Annotated in this window: 19 protein-coding genes and 2 tRNA genes; 14 read left to right on the top strand and 7 right to left on the bottom strand. The window is 57.8% G+C overall.

The window, feature by feature from the left end:
* Positions 1-257: 257 nt before the first annotated feature.
* From F1C16_RS10475 to F1C16_RS10490, 4 genes are all read left to right on the top strand, one after another.
* Positions 258-482 carry a hypothetical protein gene (locus F1C16_RS10475; protein WP_185280606.1) on the top strand — a complete coding sequence of 75 codons (225 nt, stop codon included), beginning with the start codon at positions 258-260 and terminating at the stop codon, positions 480-482.
* A gap of 182 nt (positions 483-664) precedes the next feature.
* Positions 665-1,384 (top strand): outer membrane beta-barrel protein, encoded by a 720-nt coding sequence (locus F1C16_RS10480; protein WP_185280607.1) that lies wholly within the window; start codon positions 665-667, stop codon positions 1,382-1,384.
* A 479-nt stretch (positions 1,385-1,863) separates the two neighbouring features.
* Entirely contained in the window at positions 1,864-2,346 is a 483-nt protein-coding gene (locus F1C16_RS10485) for a hypothetical protein (RefSeq protein ID WP_185280608.1), read from the top strand.
* 83 nt (positions 2,347-2,429) lie between these two features.
* Positions 2,430-3,404, top strand: a complete 975-nt coding sequence (locus tag F1C16_RS10490; RefSeq protein ID WP_185280609.1) for a hypothetical protein — start codon at positions 2,430-2,432, stop codon at positions 3,402-3,404.
* A 14-nt stretch (positions 3,405-3,418) separates the two neighbouring features.
* Here the strand turns inward: F1C16_RS10490 and F1C16_RS10495 are convergent, their stop codons facing one another.
* Positions 3,419-4,405, bottom strand: a complete 987-nt coding sequence (locus tag F1C16_RS10495; RefSeq protein WP_185280610.1) for a hypothetical protein — start codon at positions 4,403-4,405, stop codon at positions 3,419-3,421.
* 247 nt (positions 4,406-4,652) lie between these two features.
* On the opposite strand from F1C16_RS10495, the gene pncA reads away from it, so the two are divergent.
* Together pncA and F1C16_RS10505 are read left to right on the top strand one after the other, a co-directional pair.
* Positions 4,653-5,264, top strand: coding sequence for a bifunctional nicotinamidase/pyrazinamidase (gene pncA, locus F1C16_RS10500; protein ID WP_185280611.1), 612 nt, complete (start codon positions 4,653-4,655; stop codon positions 5,262-5,264).
* 11 nt (positions 5,265-5,275) lie between these two features.
* Positions 5,276-5,782 carry a 2'-5' RNA ligase family protein gene (locus tag F1C16_RS10505; RefSeq protein ID WP_185280612.1) on the top strand — a complete coding sequence of 169 codons (507 nt, stop codon included), beginning with the start codon at positions 5,276-5,278 and terminating at the stop codon, positions 5,780-5,782.
* A gap of 192 nt (positions 5,783-5,974) precedes the next feature.
* Here F1C16_RS10505 and F1C16_RS10510 read toward each other — a convergent pair whose 3' ends face one another.
* Both F1C16_RS10510 and F1C16_RS10515 read right to left on the bottom strand, forming a co-directional pair.
* Positions 5,975-7,066 carry a spore photoproduct lyase family protein gene (locus F1C16_RS10510; protein ID WP_258048871.1) on the bottom strand — a complete coding sequence of 364 codons (1,092 nt, stop codon included), beginning with the start codon at positions 7,064-7,066 and terminating at the stop codon, positions 5,975-5,977.
* A 116-nt stretch (positions 7,067-7,182) separates the two neighbouring features.
* Positions 7,183-7,614 carry a BLUF domain-containing protein gene (locus F1C16_RS10515; protein ID WP_185280613.1) on the bottom strand — a complete coding sequence of 144 codons (432 nt, stop codon included), beginning with the start codon at positions 7,612-7,614 and terminating at the stop codon, positions 7,183-7,185.
* Positions 7,615-7,829: 215 nt separating this feature from the next.
* Here F1C16_RS10515 and F1C16_RS10520 point away from each other — a divergent pair, with 215 nt between their 5' ends.
* The 4 genes from F1C16_RS10520 to F1C16_RS10535 all read left to right on the top strand — a co-directional run bounded on the left by F1C16_RS10520 (position 7,830) and on the right by F1C16_RS10535 (position 12,157).
* The gene (locus tag F1C16_RS10520; RefSeq protein ID WP_185280614.1) at positions 7,830-9,338 is read left to right on the top strand and encodes a malate:quinone oxidoreductase; all 1,509 of its coding nucleotides are present in this window, start codon (positions 7,830-7,832) and stop codon (positions 9,336-9,338) included.
* Positions 9,339-9,533: 195 nt separating this feature from the next.
* Complete coding sequence (locus F1C16_RS10525) at positions 9,534-10,529, top strand: MBL fold metallo-hydrolase (protein WP_185280615.1); 996 nt, start codon at positions 9,534-9,536, stop codon at positions 10,527-10,529.
* Between the two features lie 260 nt (positions 10,530-10,789).
* The gene (locus F1C16_RS10530) at positions 10,790-11,524 is read left to right on the top strand and encodes a YebC/PmpR family DNA-binding transcriptional regulator (protein WP_185280616.1); all 735 of its coding nucleotides are present in this window, start codon (positions 10,790-10,792) and stop codon (positions 11,522-11,524) included.
* A gap of 81 nt (positions 11,525-11,605) precedes the next feature.
* Entirely contained in the window at positions 11,606-12,157 is a 552-nt protein-coding gene (locus F1C16_RS10535; protein WP_185280617.1) for a sugar O-acetyltransferase, read from the top strand.
* 147 nt (positions 12,158-12,304) lie between these two features.
* Here F1C16_RS10535 and F1C16_RS10540 read toward each other — a convergent pair whose 3' ends face one another.
* The 3 genes from F1C16_RS10540 to F1C16_RS10550 form a co-directional block, all read right to left on the bottom strand.
* On the bottom strand, positions 12,305-12,679 hold the full coding sequence (locus F1C16_RS10540) for a hypothetical protein (RefSeq protein ID WP_185280618.1): 375 nt from the start codon (positions 12,677-12,679) through the stop codon (positions 12,305-12,307).
* Positions 12,680-13,123: 444 nt separating this feature from the next.
* Positions 13,124-14,536: a 23S rRNA (uracil(1939)-C(5))-methyltransferase RlmD gene (rlmD, locus tag F1C16_RS10545; protein ID WP_258048872.1), complete on the bottom strand. Its 1,413-nt coding sequence runs from the start codon at positions 14,534-14,536 to the stop codon at positions 13,124-13,126.
* Positions 14,537-14,752: 216 nt separating this feature from the next.
* The gene (locus tag F1C16_RS10550) at positions 14,753-18,151 is read right to left on the bottom strand and encodes a gliding motility-associated C-terminal domain-containing protein (protein ID WP_185280619.1); all 3,399 of its coding nucleotides are present in this window, start codon (positions 18,149-18,151) and stop codon (positions 14,753-14,755) included.
* Positions 18,152-18,334: 183 nt separating this feature from the next.
* Here F1C16_RS10550 and F1C16_RS10555 point away from each other — a divergent pair, with 183 nt between their 5' ends.
* The gene (locus tag F1C16_RS10555) at positions 18,335-19,141 is read left to right on the top strand and encodes an SDR family oxidoreductase (protein WP_185280620.1); all 807 of its coding nucleotides are present in this window, start codon (positions 18,335-18,337) and stop codon (positions 19,139-19,141) included.
* Between the two features lie 134 nt (positions 19,142-19,275).
* On the opposite strand, the gene F1C16_RS10560 is transcribed toward F1C16_RS10555, so the two are convergent.
* Positions 19,276-19,986 (bottom strand): SH3 domain-containing protein, encoded by a 711-nt coding sequence (locus F1C16_RS10560; protein ID WP_185280621.1) that lies wholly within the window; start codon positions 19,984-19,986, stop codon positions 19,276-19,278.
* A 78-nt stretch (positions 19,987-20,064) separates the two neighbouring features.
* On the opposite strand from F1C16_RS10560, the gene F1C16_RS10565 reads away from it, so the two are divergent.
* From F1C16_RS10565 to bioB, 3 genes are all read left to right on the top strand, one after another.
* Positions 20,065-20,137, top strand: a tRNA-Lys gene (locus F1C16_RS10565).
* A gap of 91 nt (positions 20,138-20,228) precedes the next feature.
* A tRNA-Lys gene (locus tag F1C16_RS10570) sits at positions 20,229-20,301 on the top strand.
* A gap of 191 nt (positions 20,302-20,492) precedes the next feature.
* Positions 20,493-21,497 (top strand): biotin synthase BioB, encoded by a 1,005-nt coding sequence (gene bioB / locus F1C16_RS10575; protein ID WP_185280622.1) that lies wholly within the window; start codon positions 20,493-20,495, stop codon positions 21,495-21,497.
* Positions 21,498-21,520: the final 23 nt, after the last annotated feature.

The following is a 21,520-nucleotide window of genomic DNA, read 5'->3' on the forward strand; positions in this document are numbered from 1 at the left end:
AGATAAGTTATACAGTGAGTTGCGCCGCAAGCTGGCTGACTACGAAAGTCCACCGCCACCGGCGGTGTGGTCAGGCGTGCAGCGCCACTTGGCGACCCGCCGCCGGCCGCGAGCCGCCGCGTGGCTACTACGCCCGCGCAATCTCCTACTAATAGCAGGAGTGCTGAGCCTACTGACTTTCCTGCTCGTACGAGGGCCTTTGTTATCGCAGAATCAGGCAGATCATTCATCTAAACCGAAGGCTATTACAGCCACTGATGGCCCAACTACTGAGAGCAACGCGCCTACCGGCCAACCAGCTGTACCGCTGGCAAGCCAACCAGAACCAGTTGCCGAATCATCGGCTACTCGGGAAGCTGCTACTGCCTCTTCCGGAGGCAGCCACTTACTTGCTCCTGCTGCGGGGCCGGCCACAGTTGAAACGCCAGCAGTTCAGCAGCAAACGCGTGCTAGCAGCTGGCAGGCAATGCGGGCAGCGGTAGCTGCTCGGCGCGCTTTATCCAATAAAACAACTGCTACTCATCGCGTAGCGAAGCACATTAGCACATCTACGGTCACTCGTCAAAATCCGCATTCTGGCGTATCAGCGGCCTCTACCACAAATGTGGTCACAGACCGTATCAGCAGCGCACCTACACTACCACTTACTTCACCTGCTCCTACCTTGCTGCTAACTACTCTGCCAGCACGGCCGATACCAGTAGACCAGCCCACCCCGGCACAGCCGCAGCGGGTGCCTGAAACACCACGGGACTCGGCTATAGAACGCGGCTGGGTGGTGCAGGTATTGGCTGGGCCAGCGCTTACCTATCGGACGCTGGGCGCTGCGCCGGCAGGTAGCGTATCGCGCCTAGAGCGCCCAGCCTTGGCCTACGAGGGCCAGTTGCAGGTAGGCTATAGTTTCTCGTCGCGCCTGCTGGTTACTGCTGGCCTGGGCTACGCTGAATATGCGACTCGCTTGAAGCTGCAACTCCAAAACGATAGCGTCGTGCAGGCCGTGCGCAGCCGCGACGTGTACCGCTTTCTGCAAGTACCCGTGCAGGTGCGGTACTGGGTAGGGGAATGGGGCGTCCTGCGCTACGGTGTTGTGGGTGGTGCTACCCTGAACGTATTGCTCGGTGGTCGCACGACCGAGGGAGTGCCCTGTGCCTGCGAGCAGCAGCCTATCACCTCCAAAGATTCCACTGCTGCCTACCGTAGCGTTGGGCTGAGCGTGCACGTAGGTGCGCAAGCAGCCTACCGCCTGAATGCCCGCTGGAGCCTCTTGGTGCAGCCTTCTTTCCAGTATTTCTTGACGCCTACCACCCAGTTGGGCACGGGCTTGCCTCGTCGTCGGCCGTGGGGAGCAGCCTTGCAAGCGGGCGTTTCATTGGACTTACCCTAACATCTTCCACCATATTGCTTATCACTACCATGAACATGCGTCTCATATTCTTGCTATGCGGATTACTGCTAGGATTAGCCAGCTGTCAGAGGGAGGCTGATTTGATATACTGCTCCACCCGCAACGGTTTTTTGTCTGATTTTCTGGCCCGACACGCAGCACCCATCGACTCTTTCACCTATACAGCTGATTCTACCAACACGTTCACTAGCCGGCGTGGCACAGTACTCACCATTCCACCAGCTGCCTTCCGGCACGCCAATGGAAGCATTGTCCCAACCGTTCAACTGGAATTCCGGGAAGTGTTAAATCGGGGTGATATGGTCCTGAGCGGCACGCCAACTGCTGCGTATAATATGTTAATTGAGTCGGGCGGCATGTTTCTCCTCCGTTCACTTACCCCATCCGTAGAACTCAACAATGGCGCAGAAATAGAAATACGCAATGCCGTACCCACAGCAACTAGTACTACGAGTGGGATGAGAACTTTCTTATCTGACACGACCACTGTGCCTGGCCAATTCACGTGGAGTCTTTCTCCTGATTCCACTGCTGTCATTCGCAGCGGCAATTCACTGGTGACTCGTACTTCCTATCTAGCCCAGTACCGGGTCAATTGGCTTAACTGCGACCGGTTTGTATATGCGAATAGCACTGCGCCGGTCCAAGTGCAGCCACAGGGCCTGTCCACTACCGGCCAGGCCGAGACGCAGGTGTACGTTCTGTTTAACTCATTGAACGCTGCACTACGCGCCTACCCTACCTCTTCCAATTCGCTTGCCGATTGGGAAACAGCTGATGCGCCTGCTAACTTATCCCTTACTGCGGTGGCGCTGCAATACTATGACGGCAAGTTTTACTATGGTACACAAACCGGCACCACTGGCACTTCCACTCCCCTTCGCCCCGTACTCACGGAAATGAGTGAGGAAGCCATAGCAGAAGCAATTCGAAAGCTATAACGGCTGCAACGGCACCAGACGCAAAGAGCAACGATATACGCCGGTTTCCACTGGCTATCCTTTAATTTTTTCTACTTAGTATTATGAGACATTATCTGCTGATTGCCTGCCTACTGCTTGGACTTTTAACCAGTTGTGAGAAGTCAGACATAGTTGCTGCGAATGCGACTACTGACGATGGTAGCACCCCCTTGCTGTACACGCTGATACAGCAAAATGCAGCTGCGGCGCAATCCTTCGACTTATCACCTTCTACTACTCCTACTCGCCTTACTACTGTCCACGGCAATATAGTCACCGTGAGAGGCAGCTCTTTTGTGCGATTCGACGCAAGCAATATGTCCTCCTCGCCCATCAAGCTGCAGGTAGAGGAGGCCAACGACCGAGCTGACTTCCTTTTCACGCGTTTACCTACAGTCACCGTTGAATGGGAAGGCTCTCAACTTCTTGAATCTGCAGGAATGATACGGGTGCGGGCTTATCAGGATGATAAGCCTCTCGAACTTGCCTCCGGCGAGGTAGTACAGATAACAACTCGGAATTCTGCTAAACTGAGCACTTCTACAGGTATTCAGTTATTCAGCAGCTTTCTTGGGCCAGCCGAGGATTTTGGGTGGCAGTCAGTTCCAAATGATTCCATATCCACTATTCAGCCTAACCTAACTAACACAGGGTTCGTGGTTACAGTAGGAAGCAAAGCGTTTAACCGCGGACGATGGCTCTCCTGTAGCCGCTTGGTACCCGGATCAATTATTCCTGTGCGGGTGCAGGCAACGAGTCAAAATACCAGCGAAGGTGATTTCACGCACGTTTTCATGGTCTATAATAACCTGAACAGCCTTGATTACACCCCATACATGTCGGATCAGGGTCTTGCAACACTACCTATCCTCAGTGGTGCCCGCGTCACCGCCATCGTAGTGCGGGTTACGAAAGACCAGACGTTTTATTACGGCGAGCAAACTGCCACTGTCACGGGGCCCTTCACCTTCACCCCAAAACTATCGGCCCTACCCGCCGCCACCATTATCACGCGCATCCGTCAAGCAGCACAATAGCTTTTTGCCCATCATCACTTCTTTTGAATAGAATGCGTGAGCTTTTTGAACTCCGCTAAGTTCGCCTCGTACTCGTCGCGGGCGATGCCTTCCAGGGCAATAGCGGTGTTGCGCAGCACCGTTACTTGCTGAAATATCAGCACTTTCTGGCCGCGCAGTTTGCCGTAGGCTTCTACCTCGTAGCTTTCCAATTCGTGGGGGTGCGTAGTGGCGGTGCGGCGCACGGTGTAGTCGGTGAGGCCATACTGACGTAGGGTAGTGATGAGGTCATCGGCCACGTCGGCAGCCGTCATGGACGAGCTGAAGGGCATGGGAATGACCGTCAGGACGGGCTCGTTGCCGAACGGTTCGGCGCGGCCGCCATCCAGCGTGTAAATCAACTGGTTGCCCATCTGCCGCGCAAAAGTGAAACGCGAGGCTTTATCGTCGAGCGTGAAGCCGAGGCGGGCAAAAGGATCTGGGGCAGCCCCACGTTCGTAGCGGGCCGAGAGCAAGGCCTGCCGTAGCGCTGCCCCGGTGGCCGTATCGGCGGCGGCGTAGGGCGTAGTGGTGAGTAGCACGGCAAAGGTAGAGTCGCCGAACGCCAACTGGTAGCTGCGGCGGGCAGGCTGCGGCTCGGCCCAGATCAGCCGGGCTGGGTAGCCTTGCACCTGCACCGCATTGTCGGTCAGCACCTTGCCACCACGGGCTGTAATCTTGGTTGGGCCGAAGCTGGCCGCGTTGGTGTAGTAGTTGGTGGTCGGCAGCTCGTAGACCTGCACGGCATTGTTGCCACGGCGCAGGCCCGCGAAGCCCGGCGCTGTGCCGAAGCCAGTCGGGGGCAATAGCAGCAGACGCGTAGTGGGTATCCGTACGTAGCCAGCCGGTAGGGCTTCCGCTGCCGGCGCTTCAGAAGGTTTGCTTAGCAACTGCGCCATTGCTGTGTGCCCTATCAACAAACCGAAGCTTACGATAAGCCCTACCCTACCCCCTACGACGCCCAATACTGTTCTTTGTTTCATGCTAACTCTGGTCGTGCTGCCTACCAGCATACCGGCGGCAAGGTACAGGGTGTTCGGTGATAATTCACGTAACATCCGGCGCTCATCTCACTCCTTGTATAACCTATAAGCTGATCTTTTCTGCGAAGTCTTGCCAGATTTGCGCCATGATTTCCAGCAGGTCACCTAATTTGCCGTGGGCAGTATATTTCCCAGCGCTCTACTCTATTTCACTGAGCTAGCCTACCACATCTGTTTCGTTTGCTGTATGAAAGCACTTCTTCTGATCGATATTCAGCCTGATTTTGTGCCGGGTGGCCGCCTGCCGGTGCCCGACGGCGATACCATTATTCCGCTGGCTAATGCGCTACAGCCGCACTTTGGGCTGGTGGTAGCTACCCAGGACTGGCACCCAGCCGGCCACCAGAGCTTTGCCAGCAGCCACGCTGGCCACGCCGTGTTTGACCGCATTTCGCTGCACGGGCACGAGCAAGTGCTCTGGCCCGACCACTGCGTACAGGGCACGCCCGGCGCCGCCCTACACCCGCAGCTGGATCAGCACCGCATTGAGGCCATCTTCCGCAAAGGCACCAATCCGGAAATTGACAGCTACAGCGGTTTCTTCGACAACGGCCACCTGAAAAGCACCGGCCTGGCCGACTATCTGCGCGGCCGGGGCGTAACGGAGGTATACCTAGCCGGCCTAGCCGCCGACTACTGCGTGTATTTCACGGCGAAAGATGCGCTGACCGAAGGCTTTGCCACGTATGTAATCGAGGATGCCACCCGCGCCATTGATGCGGAGGGCTACGCCGGCGCCCGCGCCGACGTGCAGCACCGTGGCGGCCAGCTGATCCAAAGCGCCGATCTGCTCCCGTAACGTATACCTTTTTGGACGCGCCCCTTATCCTGACGCTCACGCTCGACGCCAACGCACAGCAGTTTTTCAATCGCCTGCGCGAGGAGCATTTCCCGCCCGAGCGTAACTACCTGGCGGCTCACCTCACGCTGTTTCACCACCTACCCGGCGACCAACTTGAGGCCATAACGCGGGAGCTAGCAACCCGTGCCCGCCACATGACGCCCCTTTCCCTGAGTGTAACAGGCGTGCAGTTTCTGGGCCGCGGCGTGGCCTATTCCCTCGAAAGCCCGGCGTTGCAAGCCTTGCACCAAGAGTTGCAGACGGAGTGGAAGCCCTACCTCACGCCCCAGGATCAGCAGCGCCGTCGCCCGCACGTAACTATTCAAAACAAAGTAGACCCGAAGGTAGCGCGGGCACTGCACGAAGAATTGAGCGCGTCGTTTCAGCCCTTCGAGGCCCAAGGTAAGGGTATGCACCTGTGGGCGTACCGCGGCGGCCCCTGGGAATCGGTGCGGCAGTTTGTGTTTTTGGGGTAGGGAGATGGTGAAGTGGTGAGGTTGTGAGTAAAAACGCGGCTGTCATCCTGAGCGCAGCGAAGGACCTTCTCACGTCAGAACGATGGGTGTAACAACGACTCGTTCTAGCATGAGAAGGTCCTTCGCTGCGCTCAGGATGACAGCCGCGTTTTTCATTCACAACTTCACAACCTCACCACTTCACCTTTCTCCCTACGTCCAATACTTAATAGGCGCGTGTGGGAAGCGGCGCTGCCATTCCTGGTAGAACCACTCTTTCAACGTGCGCATGTCGTCAGGCTGGTACACGTATTTGTGGCCGCCGAACTTATTGCGCTTCACGGCGCGGGTGGCTTCGTCGAAGTCTAAAGACGTGTTGGGGTACCACTGTAGCAGCACGTCTTTGGAGCCGGGCGTGAAGCGGTGGCTGATGAACTCCACCGTCAGGTCGCAGTCAAAATTGAGGGTAGCGGCTAGGCGGTCGAGCAGGTGGGTGTAGTGCTGCTGCCAGTCGGGAATGGGCATGATGGGGGCCAGCACCACCCCTACCGGGTAGCCACCGCCACCTTCGGTGACGGGTAGGGCCAGCCGGCGCAAGGCTTGCAGGCGCGCTTCCAGCGAGGCCGTGCCGGCTTCCAGCCGCCGCACTATCGGCTCGGCGTTCAGGCTGAAACGAGCACGGGTGTGGCCGTGGTGAGGTAGGGAAAGCAACGATTCCACGTGGTCGTACTTGCTCACGAAACGCAGGCGGGCACCCTCGCGCTGGCCATAGTAACGGATGCATTCGGCCAAGCTACCCGTCAGGTGCTCAATGCCCAGCACATCGGTGTAGCAGCTCACTTCGAAGCTGGTGAGGCGGCCGGCCTGCTCATACTGCGCCGTGTTTTCCAGCAATTGGGGTAGGTTGGCAAATACGCGCACCACCGGCGGCCCCGAAAGCGAGCCGGCTAAGTAGCAGTACTGGCAGTGCGCAGGGCAGCCTTCGGCCAGGTTCATCTGCCAGTCGGCGGAAGGCGGCGTGGGTTGCAGGCGCAGGGCGCTGGGTGGAGCTTTCACCACGGCCAGGGTGCTCTTGGCACGGCGGTAGGTTTCGGCGGTATCGGCGCCGCGCAGGTTGGTGATGCGGTTGCTTTTCAGCAGCTCCACCTCCAGGCCGTGGGCCTCGACGCGGCTCAGAATCTGTTGACCAAACTCTTCGTCGAGGGCATCGGGGGTGAATACTACGCGCTTGGGCAGCCAGATTTTGGCCGCGTGCGTACGAACGGGAGCGGTATCGAAAAGCGGAAGTTGCGGTAAGTCGATCATCACTTAGCACAACACCAACCCAGGGTAGAAAGGTCCTTATCAGCCTATTAGAAGCAGCTTTCTATACATAGTCAAGTTATTATAAATCAATACTTTAAACACAAAAACAAAACTATTTATGCCTCGCCTGACTTGCTCACAAAACGCACCAGCATATCGCGCAGCTCTACGGGCAGATTGTGGGCGCGCGGCAGCAAAAAAGTGGTACGGCTGGAGTCGACGTAGCCAGCCAAGCGGGCAAATTCCGGTGCCGAAGCCTCGCCAAATCCCATGCTCCAGTCCGGAAACAGGCGTCGCTCACTGGTACCCTCGGCCACCGTTGCAACGTGGTAGTGGCGGGGGTCAGTAGCAATGGTACCGTACAGCTGCTCGATGGCCTCGGGCGGACCTTCCAGCACCTGCAAAATCTGGCCGGCACTGTACAGCAACATGCCCGTCACGCGGAGCGTGTGGTTTTTTGCCCGCGCCCGGACCAGAATCTGCTCCAACTCTGCCGGGGTGAAAGGCTTCTCGGCCACACTCGTGTAGACAATATAGTGTAGGGGCATGCGCAACCAAGCTAATGTTGTAATGTCGTGCTTAATACACGTCTCTGGGGAAAAATGTTCGTTTTCAACCGTTTGCTTGGGGTATTGTTGAGCTGCTAGCGCACCGTTTGGGGTAGGCCGTACTGCCGTGGTTAACAGGTTTTCGTGTGCATAAACCGAACAACTCGGATACTTTTGCGTTTTCTACCTGATTTCTCGCTCTGTACCTTTTATCTATGAGCCCTTCGCTCTCTCCAACTTCTTCTGTTGATGTAATTCTGATTGGCGCAGGCATCATGAGCGCCACACTGGGCACGATGCTCAAGGAATTACAACCCGACCTGACCATTGCCATCTTCGAGCGCCTCGATTTGGTGGCCGCCGAAAGCTCCGATGCCTGGAATAACGCCGGCACGGGCCACTCGGCCTTTTGCGAACTGAACTACACCCCCCAGCGCCCCGACGGCTCCGTGGACATCAGCAAGGCTGTGAAAATTGCCGAACAGTTTGAGCAGTCCAAGCAGTTCTGGTCTTTCTTTGTAGAGAAAGGCGTGCTGCCCGAACCGCATGAATTCATTCAGCAAGTGCCGCACATGAGCTTCGTGTGGGGCAGCAACAACGTGGACTTCTTGCAAAAGCGCTTCGACGCGCTTATCAAGTCGCCCCTGTTTGCGGGTATGCAATACAGCGAGGACCGGCAGCAGCTGGCCGACTGGATGCCACTGGTGATGGAAGGCCGCGACCCGCAAACGCCCGTGGCGGCTACCTACATGCCCATCGGCACCGATGTCAACTTCGGCGCCCTCACCCGCACGCTGTTCGAGCGGTTGCAAGAGATGCCGGGCGTATCGTTTCACCTCAACCACGAGGTAGAGAAGTTGAAGCAGAAGCCCGACGGCACGTGGCGCATTCGCGTGCGCGACCGGGCCGCCGATACCTCGCGCAAGGTATACGGTAAGTTCGTGTTTATCGGCGCGGGCGGCGGCTCCCTCCCCCTACTCGAAAAATCGGATATTCCGGAGGGCCACGGCTTTGGCGGTTTCCCGGTGAGCGGGCAGTGGCTGAAGTGTACCAACCCCGACGTAATTGCCCAGCACGGCGCCAAAGTATACGGCAAAGCCGCCGTGGGCTCGCCGCCCATGTCGGTGCCGCACCTGGACACGCGCCAGATCAACGGCCGCAAGGAGTTGCTGTTTGGTCCTTATGCCGGCTTCACCACCAAGTTCCTCAAGAAGGGTTCTTACCTGGATTTGCTGAAGTCTATTCGGGCTGGCAACGTGCGCCCTATGCTGATTGCGGGCGCCAAAAACCTACCCCTCACCCGCTACCTGATTCAGCAGGTGCGCCAGTCGCCGCAAGACCGCCTGAACGCCCTGCGCGACTACCTGCCCACCGCCCGCGCCGAGGACTGGGAGCTGGAAGTGGCTGGCCAGCGCGTGCAGGTGATTAAAAAAGACGCCAAAGAAGGCGGCGTTCTGGAGTTCGGTACCGAAGTAGTGGCGGCCGCCGATGGCTCCATTGCCGCGTTGCTGGGCGCCTCGCCCGGCGCTTCTACAGCCGTAAGCATCATGTTGGGCCTAGTGCAGCGCTGCTTCCCTGAGCAAGCTGCTACCCCCGAGTGGCAGGCGAAGTTCAAAGCCATGATTCCTTCCTTCGGGCAGGAGCTGGCCAGCAACCCAGCCTTGTGCGAGGAGCTTCGGGCCAAAACCAGCGAGGTGCTGGAGCTGGAAGCCGTAGCGCAGTAGTAGTGTCATTTCGAACGCAGTGAGAAATCTGGTTAACTGATACCAGATTTCTCACTGCGTTCGAAATGACAACGCCCTTACAGCCCCGTCCTGTTTTCCAGTGTGAAAGCAGGGCGGGGCTTTTCTTGCATATCCCTACCCTGCTCAGCAACTTTCCGTATACGGTACCTCCCATTCATCTCTTTCCTGACTGTTATGCAACAAGTAGCCCCTGGTGTACACCAGCTTACCATCCAACGCTTCGTTAATCTATACTTTGTCGAAACCGGCACGCCCGGCGAGTGGGTGCTGGTAGACACCGGCCTACCCGGTTCTAAACAGGCAATTATCGAAGCGGCTGATAAGCTGTTCTACCCCGGCACACACCCCGAGGCTATCATCCTCACCCACGGCCACATGGACCACGCCGGCTCGGCGCAGGCGCTGTCGGAACACTGGAACGTGCCGGTGCTGGCCCATCCGTTGGAGCTACCGTTTCTCACAGGCAAAGCTGTGTATCCACCCGCCGATCCTACCGTGGAAGGGGGCGGCTCGCTGGCCTTCGTCAGCCGGTTTTTCCCGCCGCAGTCGTTCCACCTTTCCAACGTGCAAGCTCTACCCGAGAACGACGTAGACCCACCCTTCCTGCCCGACTGGCAGTGGTACCATGTGCCAGGCCATGCGCCCGGTCAGGTAGCCTTGTTCCGCGAAAAAGACCGTACCCTGCTTGGTGGCGATGCCTTTGCGACGGCCAACCACGAGTCGGTGCCCTCGCTGCTGTTGCAACGGCCCTGTATCAGTGTGGCCGGCGCGCCCTTCAACTACGACTGGCAACAGGTGCGCGACTCCGTGCGCCAACTAGCGGAGTTACAGCCACAAGCCATCGGCTGCGGCCACGGCCCCGTGATTACGGGTCTGGAAGCCACTATGGGCCTCCAACGCCTGGCCGATGAGTTTCCGCTGCCGCTCTATGGCCGCTATGCCTACACGCCTGCCCGCCTCGACGAGAACGGGGTGGCCCACCTGCCCGTTGCCCCACCCGACCAATTCCCCAAAAAGCTGATTGCCGTAGCGGGTGCAGGCCTTTTAGCCGTCGGCCTCACGTTCCTGTTCGACAAAAAGAAGAAAAAAGCCAAGCGGGTGAAACCGGAAAGTCCCACACACAAAACGCCCAAGAAATTCCGGCGCCAAAGCGCCAGCACCTGGGAATAGGAGTTGCTGGCTTGCTACGGCCCAACGGCGCAACTGTGGTGTACTAACCGCGGCTGCGCCGTTGGGCCGTATTGGTGACTCTTCTTGCGTGCCTCTCCCTACCCTGCCAGCAGTAGCGCAGTCAGTTTGAGCATCTACTTTGCGCCGCCTACCTACGCCCAACATTGCGCCCCGCCCGGCTTTCTGCTAACTTGCAACCCCGTTCGACCTCATATCGAACGCAAAAATCTACCACTCACCATTTCATAATTTCACTATAGATGGGACGCGCATTTGAATTTCGCAAAGGTCGCAAAATGAAGCGCTGGGACCGGATGTCCAAAGATTTCACCCGTATCGGCAAGGAAATCGTGATGGCCGTGAAGGAAAACGGCCCCAACCCCGATACCAACTCCCGCCTGCGCACGGCCATTCAGAACGCGAAGGGCGTGAATATGCCCAAAGACCGGGTAGACGCCGCTATTAAGCGGGCCAGCAGCCGCGAAGAAAAAGATTATCAAGAAGTTGTATATGAAGGCTACGCACCGCACGGCGTGGCTATTGTGGTGGAAACTGCCACCGACAACCCTACCCGCACTGTGGCCAACGTGCGCATGTACTTCAACCGCGGCAACGGCACGCTGGGCACCTCCGGCTCTTCCGACTACACCTTCACCCGCAAGGGCGTGTTCAAGCTGGCTGCCGAGGGTCTCGACCGCGACGAGTTGGAGTTGGAGCTGATTGACTTCGGCGCCGAAGACGTGTACGAAGACCAGGAGGAGGACGAGCACGGCCACGTAACCAACCTGATGGTGGTGGAATGCGCGTTCCCCGATTTCGGCCAGTTGCAAAAGGCACTAGAAGAAAAAGGCGTTAACGTAATTAGCGCACAGTTGCAGCGCGTGCCCAACACCACCGTATCGTTAGACGAGGAGCAGGCCGAGGAAGTGCTCAAGCTCATCGACCGGTTTGAGGAGGACGACGACGTACAGGCCGTGTACCATACGTTGGGCTAATCCCCTTCCGCATTTTGCAAAACGGGCCGCTCCTACCCTGGGGTGGCCCGTTTTTATTGGCTACCCCTTATCCCCTCCCCCATGCCCACCGAAAAAGAAAAGATGTTGGCCGGCGAGTTGTACCAGGCCAACGACCCCGAGCTGGTAGCCGAACGCCTCCGCGCCAAGCAGCTTTGCCACCGCTATAACCAGGAACCGATAGAGTTGAACAGGCAGATACTAGCCGAACTACTTGGCTATGAAACCGACGCTCATATCGAAACCAGCTTCCGCTGTGACTACGGCTACAACATCCAACTAGGCCAGAATTTCTATGCCAACTACAACCTGGTGGTACTAGACTGCGCCCCCGTCACCATCGGCGACAACGTGTTCATAGCGCCCAATGTGGTGCTTACCACTGCCGGCCACCCCGTAGAGGTAGGGCCGCGCATTGCCGGTTGGGAGTTTGCCCGCCCCATCACCATCGGCGACAACGTGTGGCTGGGCGCCGGCGTGCTGGTCATGCCCGGCATCAGCATCGGCGCGGGCTCGGTCATTGGCGCGGGCAGCGTAGTCACGCGCGACGTACCGGCGGGGGTGGTAGCCGTAGGCAACCCCTGCCGGGTGCTGCGGAAGGTGGTAGAGAGGTAGGCAGGCTATTCAAAAAAAGTGTCATCCTGAACGCAGTGAAGGACCTTCTCACGCCAGAACGACACCCTAACAACGACTTGTCCTGGTGTGAGAAGGTCCTTCACTGCGTTCAGGATGACACTATATTTCTATGATGCCACCCCTACCCTAATCCTCTGGGTAGGGAATGAACACGAAATTGGTGAACTCCTCATCCACCACAAACAAGCAGCAAAATTCGTCGGCGTCTTTGTACGTCTGTTGGAACGCTTCTATGCCTTCCGCACCCACGATGCCCTGCTGCACCAGCAGTTCCAGGTAGGAAGCAAACACGTGCCACTCCAGGCCCGCCTCATCAGCATTCACCAGCAAGCTTCCCAGCGGCACCTCCTGCCGGGCAAAGATGAATACCGGGTATTTGGAAATATCGCGCTTCCGGATTTGAGAGGAAGCCTCCTGCAGCGTATCGGAAACGGAAGCGAAATCCTTGGTGATGGTACCGAGGTATTTGCCGTTCAATTCGGGGTCGTTGGCGTAGTCCATAATTATGCTTTTTCAGTAGATTTCCACAGCGCGTGGAAGGTTATTCCGAAGAAAAATCCATTAATAATTGCTCCTGCTAACAATAATATGGTAAAATGCATTTTCTCAGAGGAATTTTCAGAGTAAATATTGAACACAAAAAAACAGAAAAATGCTATAGTAATCAGTAATGCATAAACAGTAATGGCTGTAATAAATTGAAAGGAGTTTAGCTTAGCATATATTGTTTTGACATATTGTCTCGGTAATTGAATAAAAAGAATATTAAAGATTAAGCTGACAAACCATGAGAAGCAACTAAACCATAATATATCTTTCCCAAATGAATAATTATATAAAAACTTGATTCCTACTATAAACGCTACTTGCATAGCTATCCAACCAACAATCATAGCGGAGAAAGAATTAAGAAAATAGCTCTTTCTCGTTGGTATCATTACCATATTACCGCAGCTCCAGCAGCACCACGTTCTCCACGTGGTGGGTATGCGGGAACATATCCACGGGCTGCACCTTCACTACCTTATATGCCTCGTCTAGCAGCTCCAAATCCCGCGCTTGGGTGGCGGGGTTGCAGCTGACGTACACGATGCGCGGGGCGCGCATTTCCAGCAGGCGCTGCACCACATCTACGTGCATGCCGGCGCGGGGCGGGTCGGTGATGACCACGTCGGGGCGGCCGTGCTGCTGGATGAAGTCGGCGGAGAGGACGTCCTTCATGTCGCCGGCGTAGAACTCGGTGTTCGTTACGCCGTTGATTTCGGAGTTCACGCGGGCGTCTTGCACGGCTTGCTCCACGTACTCTACCCCTACCACATGCTGGGCTTGGCGGGCCACGAAGTTGGCGATGGTACCGGCGCCGGTATAAAGGTCATATACCAACTCATTGCCAGATAATTGCGCGAAGTCGCGGGCAATCTTGTAGAGGTTGTAGGCGCCCGCCGAGTTGGTTTGGTAAAACGACTTCGGCCCTACCCGGAAGCGCAGGCCTTCCATCTCCTCCTCAATGTAGGGTTTGCCCTTGTAGCACACTACTTCCAGGTCGTGGAAGGTTTCGTTGCCCTTGTCGTTGAGGACATAGTTGAGCGAGGTAATTTCCGGAAACTTCTCGTACACGTAGTCCAGCAGCGGCTCTATGGCCTGGTGCTGGCGGTAGCACTGCAAAATCACCATCAGCTCGCCGGTGCTTTCGGCAGTGCGGATGATGAGGTTGCGCAGCAAGCCGGTTTGCTTGATGATGTTGCCGAAGCGCAGTTCGTTTTCGCGCGCGTAGTTGCGGATGGCGAGGCGGATGGCGTTGCTGGGCTCGGGTTGTAGCCAGCAGTGTTCCACATCAATAATCTTATCGAAGCGGCCGGGCGTGTGGAAACCGAGGGCGCGGCGGTCAAAATCGGCCCCGCTCTTAATTTGTTCTTCCGTCAGCCAGCCCATAAAGCTGAACGTGAATTCGAGCTTGTTGCGGTAGTACTGTAGGGCTGGCGAGTGCGCGATGGGCAGCACTTCCGGAATCTGCACCTTGCCAATGCGTTGCAGGGTGTCTTCCACTTGCTGCTGCTTGTACTTGGTTTGGGTGTCGTAGCCAAGGTGCTGCCACTTGCAGCCCCCGCAAGTACCAAAGTGCTGGCAAAACGGCTCTACGCGCAACTCAGAGTACTTATGGAAGTGCGTGGGCACGGCTTCCAGGAAGTTCTTTTTGCTTCTGGTAACGCGCAGGTCCACCACGTCGCCGGGTGCTACCTGGGTCACGAATATGACGAGGTTTTCGTGGCGGACAATGCACTTGCCCTCGGCCACCATGTCCTGAATCTCTACTTCGCGGAGTGCCTCCGCCGGAATTTTCTTTGCAGTCTTGTTCACAAGGGCAAAGATAATTCGTCTGAACCACGGATTCGCTCGGATTTTCCGGATTACACGGATTTTGTGAACGATTTCTCCGCCTCCCAGGGCTGAAGCCCTAGGCTAATTGGTGGAAACGTAACGGTAGATGCTCAGTAGCCCAAGGCGTCAGCCCTGGGATAACAGGCCCGCCTACAAAATCCGATCAATTCGTCTAATTCGCTAAAGTCCGTGAGCTTACTTCACAATTTCAAACCACCCTTTGTACTGCGTGCCATCGGCTAGTTTGAAGAGGTAGTAATGCGTGCCAGGACCGGTTTTTTCGCCGCCCCAGGTGTTGCGGTAGTCGCGGGCGGAGTACACTTCCTTACCCCATCGGTCGAAAATAGTGAGGGTGTTGCCGGGGTAGAGGGCCACATTGTCCACGAAAAACACGTCGTTCAGGCCGTCGCCATTGGGGGTGATGATGTTGTACAGCAGGATTTTATTGGCGAAGTCTACACAAGCGTCGTTGGAGTACGAGGCCAGCACACCCGCCCCAATAGCCTTCACCCGAAAGCACTGATTGAACCCCGCCGCGCTGGTCGCAAGCGACGCCCGCAGAGTAGCGCCCGGCACAGTAGCTACCAGGGTAGGCACACCCTGGTCGGCTACGCGGTACACCTCATACTGTTGCACGGCAAAGCCCTGGTAGGCGCTCCACTGCACCAGCACCGAGCCCTCGGCGCGGCCGCCGGCTGCCTCCGTAGCCACAGCGGTGGTGTGGATGATGGTATGTGCCGGACTGGTGAGTTCGGTACCGCAGGCGTTGGCTAGGGCCAAGCGATATTCGTAGGACTGCGTATCGGTATCGGCGGAGGCATCGGTGTAGGTAGTGGCAGTGTTGGGCACATCGCCTACCCGGGCAAAGCTGCCGGTGGTGCCGGCAATGCGGCGCTGGATGATGATCCGCTGAGCATTATCAGCATTTATCGGCGCTTGGAACGTGAGCTGTACTTGACGGTCGTCCGTTAGGCTCACGCTGGCTACTTGCAGATCGAGGCTGACGTTGTCGGGGCGCACTTGCAGGGTGTTTTCCGGGCCAGCGCAACCGTACTGCGAGGTTTCAAGCACTTGCACGGTCTTCACGCTGGCGTTGTTCGGGTAGTCGACGGTGATGCTGCCGGTGCCCTGGCCGCTGGTGATGGTGCCGCCCGTTACGGCCCACTGGTAGGTAGAGCCCGCCAGTCCCGTCAGCGAGTAGCGCAGACCCGTTAGATTCTCGGGGCACACGCGGGTAGGGCCAGCAATAGCTACCGCCACCGGCAGCGGATCTACTACAAACTGCTTGGCGTAAAGCGGCCCCACACAAGCACTGGTTTCGAGGGCTGTAAGCGTGTAGGTGCCCACGGCAGGCACCGCAAACGTGGTGCTGTTGCCCGTTGGCGTGAGCGTAGTCGACTGTTGCGTAGCCGTGTTCAGCAGCGTAAACTGATAGGTAGAGGTAGCAAAACCCGGCAGCGAAAACGTGACAGGGCTACTACCCACACAGGCACGGTCGGGGCCAGCAATGGTCAGAGTGGTAGCAGGTGGCGCCACCACTTCTACCTCCAAAGGCGCGCTCACGCCCAGGCACCGCACCGTACCACCGGGGTTGCTGGTTTCCGTGACCTGCAACCAGGTAGTGCCCAGCTGCGTCCAGGTGACTTGCACGGTAGCCAGGTTGGTGCTCGCCTGCGTGCCGCCTGTAAGCTGCCAGGCGTAGCTGGAGCCGTTGGTATACTGTGTTTGGTAGGTGTAGGTGCTCCCCAGGCACACCCGTACCGGCCCCGTAGGCGTTTCAGTAGCTAATTGCTGATTGATAACCACGGGCAGCGTAACTGGTTGCGCCGGGCACCCATACGCCGTAGTACCCAGCACCTGCACGCTGGCATTCGCATTGGCTGTTCCCCAGTTCACCGAAATGCTGCTGGTGCCCTGGCCGCTGGCAATGGTGCCACCCGTCACGGTCCACTGGTAGGTAGCGTTGCGCGGGTTGCGGACGCTGTACGTGACGCCCTGCACCGTAGGGCACACCGAGCGGCTGCCGCTAATGGTATCCAGCGCCGGCGTGGGGTTCACCGTTATGCGCACCGTGCGCTGCTGCGTGCAGCCACCGGCCGAGGTAGCCGTCAGCACATAGGGCACTATAATAGGTACTGTGCCGGGGTTCGTAGGCGTGAGGGTAGGGTTGGCGGCGGTGGCGCTGCTGAGGCCGGCGGCCGGGCTCCACTGGTAGCTGATGCCCGCCACGGCCACTGCGCCCAACTGCGTTGCCTCGCCCGAGCACACCGTGCGGTCGGGGCCAGCCGTTACGGCCGGGGCAGCCACTACCCGCACGCGGTAAATAACCGCCGCACTCTTACTGTTGCAGGCGTTGTCGGTGGCCGTTACAATCACGTCGTACGGCTCGGTGCGGGCCGAGCCGCAGGCCGGCACAAAGCGGAACGTACCCGTGACGCTGCCCGCACCGGTAACTACAGCCGTGCCCGTGCCACCAGGGGTAGCCACCGTGCCGGGGTCCTTGTTGAAGGTAGCATCGAAGCCCCCGGCGCCATCCAGCAGCACGCTGGCAGCGCGCAGGACAATACGTTGGTCTTCCGGGTCAGTAGCGGTAGTGGTCAATGTTAATGCCTGACCTTCCAGTACAGTGTATTCCTGCGCTATAGTGCTGCTGCCGCTAAACTCGGGGGCTTTGTTGGGCTCACAGGCACGGGCTACCAGCTGCACGTCGCGCCGGGTAGTGCCCACCAGGCTGTCGCGCCCGGCAATGCGGCGATACTCACGCACATCCACCGCTATAACGTATTTGCCCAGCGCGGGCGCCGCGTAGCGGCTAAGGCCCGTATTCTTATCCAGAAACGCGTAGCTGCCCGCTATCGGTCCAAAAGGTTGCTGCGCGCTGTACTGCGCAGGGTAGGTAATCAGCTGGGGCGGCGGGGCGAAGAAGGTAGGCAGTGTACGATACGTACCGCCGTAGGGCGTACCGAAGGAATATTCCAGCCGGTCGCCGTCCGGGTCATAGGCATTGTTGATGATGATGGACGTATCGCCCTGACAGACAACGGCCACAGCCGTATCTGAGAAGTTGGGCGAGCTATTGGGAATGCTGGGCGGCGCCATATCCGCATACAGCGTCATGCCCTCGTTGTTGGGCCGTATGATGTTGGTTACATCGTTGTTGCGGGCCGTTTCGGAGAAAAACGCATAGTAGCCACGGGCATCAGCGGGCAGCGCCACTGTGGCTTCGTATCGGTTAAGCCGAATCTTCACCGCCGTATTGCCCGCAGTGGTACAAGAGCCATTACTGGCCGGCTTGATAAGCGTGTTCTGTGTACGGGGTAGCGTGATGGAGCGCACAAGCAGCCCCGTCGTGCGGCTGTAGATGCCCACCAACTCCGACACCCGTCCACCCGGTACCTGTGAGGTCTGCTCATCAGCATTAAAGTAAACGACCATCGACAACCGGTACTGGTAGGGCGTAGCTGCCGGGCCGCTGGCGTTCAAATATTGGTAGCTGATTTCACCGCCCAACAGGTGCGACGCCCGAGCAGATTGCCCGGCTGTGCCCACCAGCACCAGCATTAGCCATACTACCCACAGTAAACTTGAACGCATACGGTATAAGTGAAAATAAAAGAATCGGCCTAACTCGCCGATAGTACGGACTAAAGTAGAGACATTTTCCTGCTCCTTCCTCGCAGAATCAACCGGATTATTTCCTTACTCGCCCAGCCGCCCCTCCCACCGGAAAGCAGTAGCTTTGCCGACCATATCCACCGCCGTTTTTGGTTGACTGTTATGAAAGGAAAAGTTGTACTTATTACCGGGGGCACTTCCGGCATTGGCCGGGCCTGCGCCGTGGCGTTTGGGCAGGCCGGCGCCAGCATCGTTGTAACCGGGCGCGACGAAAGCCGCCTCGCTGACACTGCGCAGCAGCTCACGCAGTTGGGCATTACGCACCGCACCGTGCGCGCCGACGTAGGGGTGGAGGCCGATGCCGCTCGCGCCGTAGACGAAGCCATAGCTGCGTTCGGCCGTCTCGATGTGCTGCTCAACAACGCCGGCATTTCCATGCGGGCCAAGTTTGCCGATGCTGATTTGAGCGTGATTGAGCGCCTGATGCAGACCAACTTTTTCGGCACCGTATACACCACTAAGTTTGCCCTACCCCATATTGTGGCTAGCAAAGGCTCTATTGTGGGTATTTCTAGCATTGCCGGCTACCGGGGCCTACCCGGCCGCACGGGCTACTCGGCTTCTAAGTTCGCTATGCAAGGCTTTTTGGAAGCCTTGCGCACAGAATTGCTACCCCAGGGTGTGCACGTGCTAGTGGCCTGCCCCGGTTTCACGGCGTCCAACATTCGCCAGACCGCCCTGGCCGCCGATGGTTCTGCCCAAGGCGAGTCGCCCCGCGATGAGCAGAAGATGATGAGCAGCGAAGAAGTGGCCCGTCATATCTTGCGCGCCGTGCAGCAACGCCGCCGCGACCTGGTTCTCACCAGTATGGGCAAGCTCACGGTCTTTCTGAATAAGATCCTACCCGGCTTATCTGATAAACTGGTGCTCAATCACTTCCGCAAGGAAGAAGCTGATTTTTCGCTGTAAGTTTATAGAGCAGTTACAAGGAAGTGTATCCTCCTGAGCTTGCGAAGGACCTTCTCACAGGAGAACAACGAGCGTATCAATGGCTCGGAAGGCCCTTCGCAAGCCCAGGAGGACACACTTCCTATACTCCTACCCTACTGCACTTCCAGCAGGTCGTGCTGCCGGATGTAGGCGTCTTTGCCCTGCCAGCGCACACGGTACCATACGTCTTGCTTGCCCAGCACAACCAGTCGGTCTCCGACGGCGGCGGTAGTCAGCCACGTGGCGCCGGGGCTGGGGCCTGCCATGAGGGCCGCGCGCGACCGGGCCACTAGGCCGCTACGTTCAGGGCGTAACAGATTCAGAAAAGCCGCTGTGGCCAGCACGTACGCGGCGTAGGCTACCCACCAACCTCGCCGCTCGCGGCGCCGCAGCCACAACACCGTGCCGCCTACCACCGCCACTAGCAATGCGGCCTGCAACAGACGGTAGTAGTAGCGCCGAAACACGATGCGCAATTGCTGCCGCCAAGAATCGGGGTAGCCCGTGAGGCGGTGGCGTTGGGCCAGACTCGCCATCTTGGCCCAAGTAGAGCGCCGGGGCTGACGGGCTTGTGCCAGGCTCAGGTAGTAGAGGGCCGCTGGGTAGTGCCCTAGCCCCTCCTGCACATAGGCCATGCGCAGCAACATGCGGGGCGAGTAGACTTTTTGCTGCCGTAGCACTTGCCGGTAAAAAGGGTAGGCAGCCTCTATCGAGTCGGCGGCGAATAAAGAATCTGCCTTTTGCAGCGCCTCAGTATCTTTTTGAGCCAGAATTGGTTGGCTACCCAGCAGCGCCAAAAATGAAAAAAATAAGGCCTTTTTCAACAAAATATTTGGACAATCAGGAGTCAACTCCCTACTTTTGTGCCACAATAACGGAAAACGCTCCTGTTATTGCAATTTGATTCTGTAGCTCAGCTGGTAGAGCAGTACACTTTTAATGTACGGGTCCTGGGTTCGAATCCCAGCGGGATCACACGAAGCCTCGCAATTGGCGGGGCTTTTTCGTCTCTCATGAAGGTAGGCACAGCCCTATCGGCACCAGCATGAGAGCTTTTATTTCTTCTGATTCTGTAGCTCAGCTGGTAGAGCAGTACACTTTTAATGTACGGGTCCTGGGTTCGAATCCCAGCGGGATCACACAAATCGTTGAACAGCCCCAGGCACTAGTTGCTTGGGGCTGTTTTGTTTAGCGCCAGGGCAAGCCCAATACTGCGGAAAAGTCGCGCAAAACCGACTACTTTGTATCTTGCAAACCGCTCAAACGTCACTTTCACATGACGAAGCGTTCTAAAATCTGACTTACTGGCAACTCACAACCGGCAATTCCTATGCTGCGCACCGACTGGACCCTCGACGAAGTAAACGCTATTTATCACCAACCCGTGCTGGAGCTGGTAGCCCAGGCTGCGGCTGTGCACCGCGAGTTTCAGGCTACTGGCGAGGTGCAAGTATGCACGCTCCTGAGCGTGAAAACTGGCGGCTGCCCCGAGGACTGCGCCTACTGCCCCCAGGCCGCTCGCTACCACACCGGCGTGCAAGCCCACAAACTCCTTCCCGACGCCGAAGTGCTGGCTTCGGCCCAACGTGCCAAAGACTCGGGCTCTACCCGCTTCTGCATGGGCGCCGCCTGGCGCGAGGTGCGCGACAATCGCGACTTCGACCGGGTATTGAACATGGTGACCGAAGTGAACAATATTGGCCTGGAAGTGTGCTGCACCCTGGGCATGCTGAACGAGTACCAGGCCGAGCGCCTGAAAGAAGCGGGCCTCTACGCCTACAACCACAACCTCGACACCAGCCGCGAGCACTACAACGACATCATCACTACCCGCACCTACGACGACCGTCTCGACACGCTGGAGCACGTGCGCAAAGCCGGTATTTCGGTGTGTTCGGGCGGCATCATCGGCCTGGGCGAGACGGACGAGGACCGCGTGGCCATGCTGCACACGCTGGCTACCCTACCCCAGCACCCTGAGTCGGTGCCGGTGAATGCGCTGGTGCCGGTAGAGGGCACGCCCCTGGCCGAGCAGCCCCGCGTGAGTGTATGGGAAATGCTGCGCATGATTGCCACGGCCCGCCTGCTGATGCCCAAAACCATTGTGCGCCTCTCGGCCGGCCGTCAGGAAATGCCCGTAACCGAGCAAGCACTCTGCTTCCTGGCTGGAGCCAATTCCATCTTCTCCGGCGAAAAACTTCTCACTACCCCCAACCCCGATTTCGACGCCGATAAGCAGATGTTTGAGCTACTGGGCTTGAAGCCGCGCAAGGCGTTTAAGGACGTGCCGCAGGGGGCCGCGGTATTAGGGAAACAAGAAGCAGCAACTGTTTAAGGGAAATAATTTCCCATTTTGTC

It is taken from the genome of Hymenobacter sp. NBH84 (assembly GCF_014217645.1).
Taxonomy (GTDB): Bacteria; Bacteroidota; Bacteroidia; order Cytophagales; family Hymenobacteraceae; genus Hymenobacter; species Hymenobacter profundi.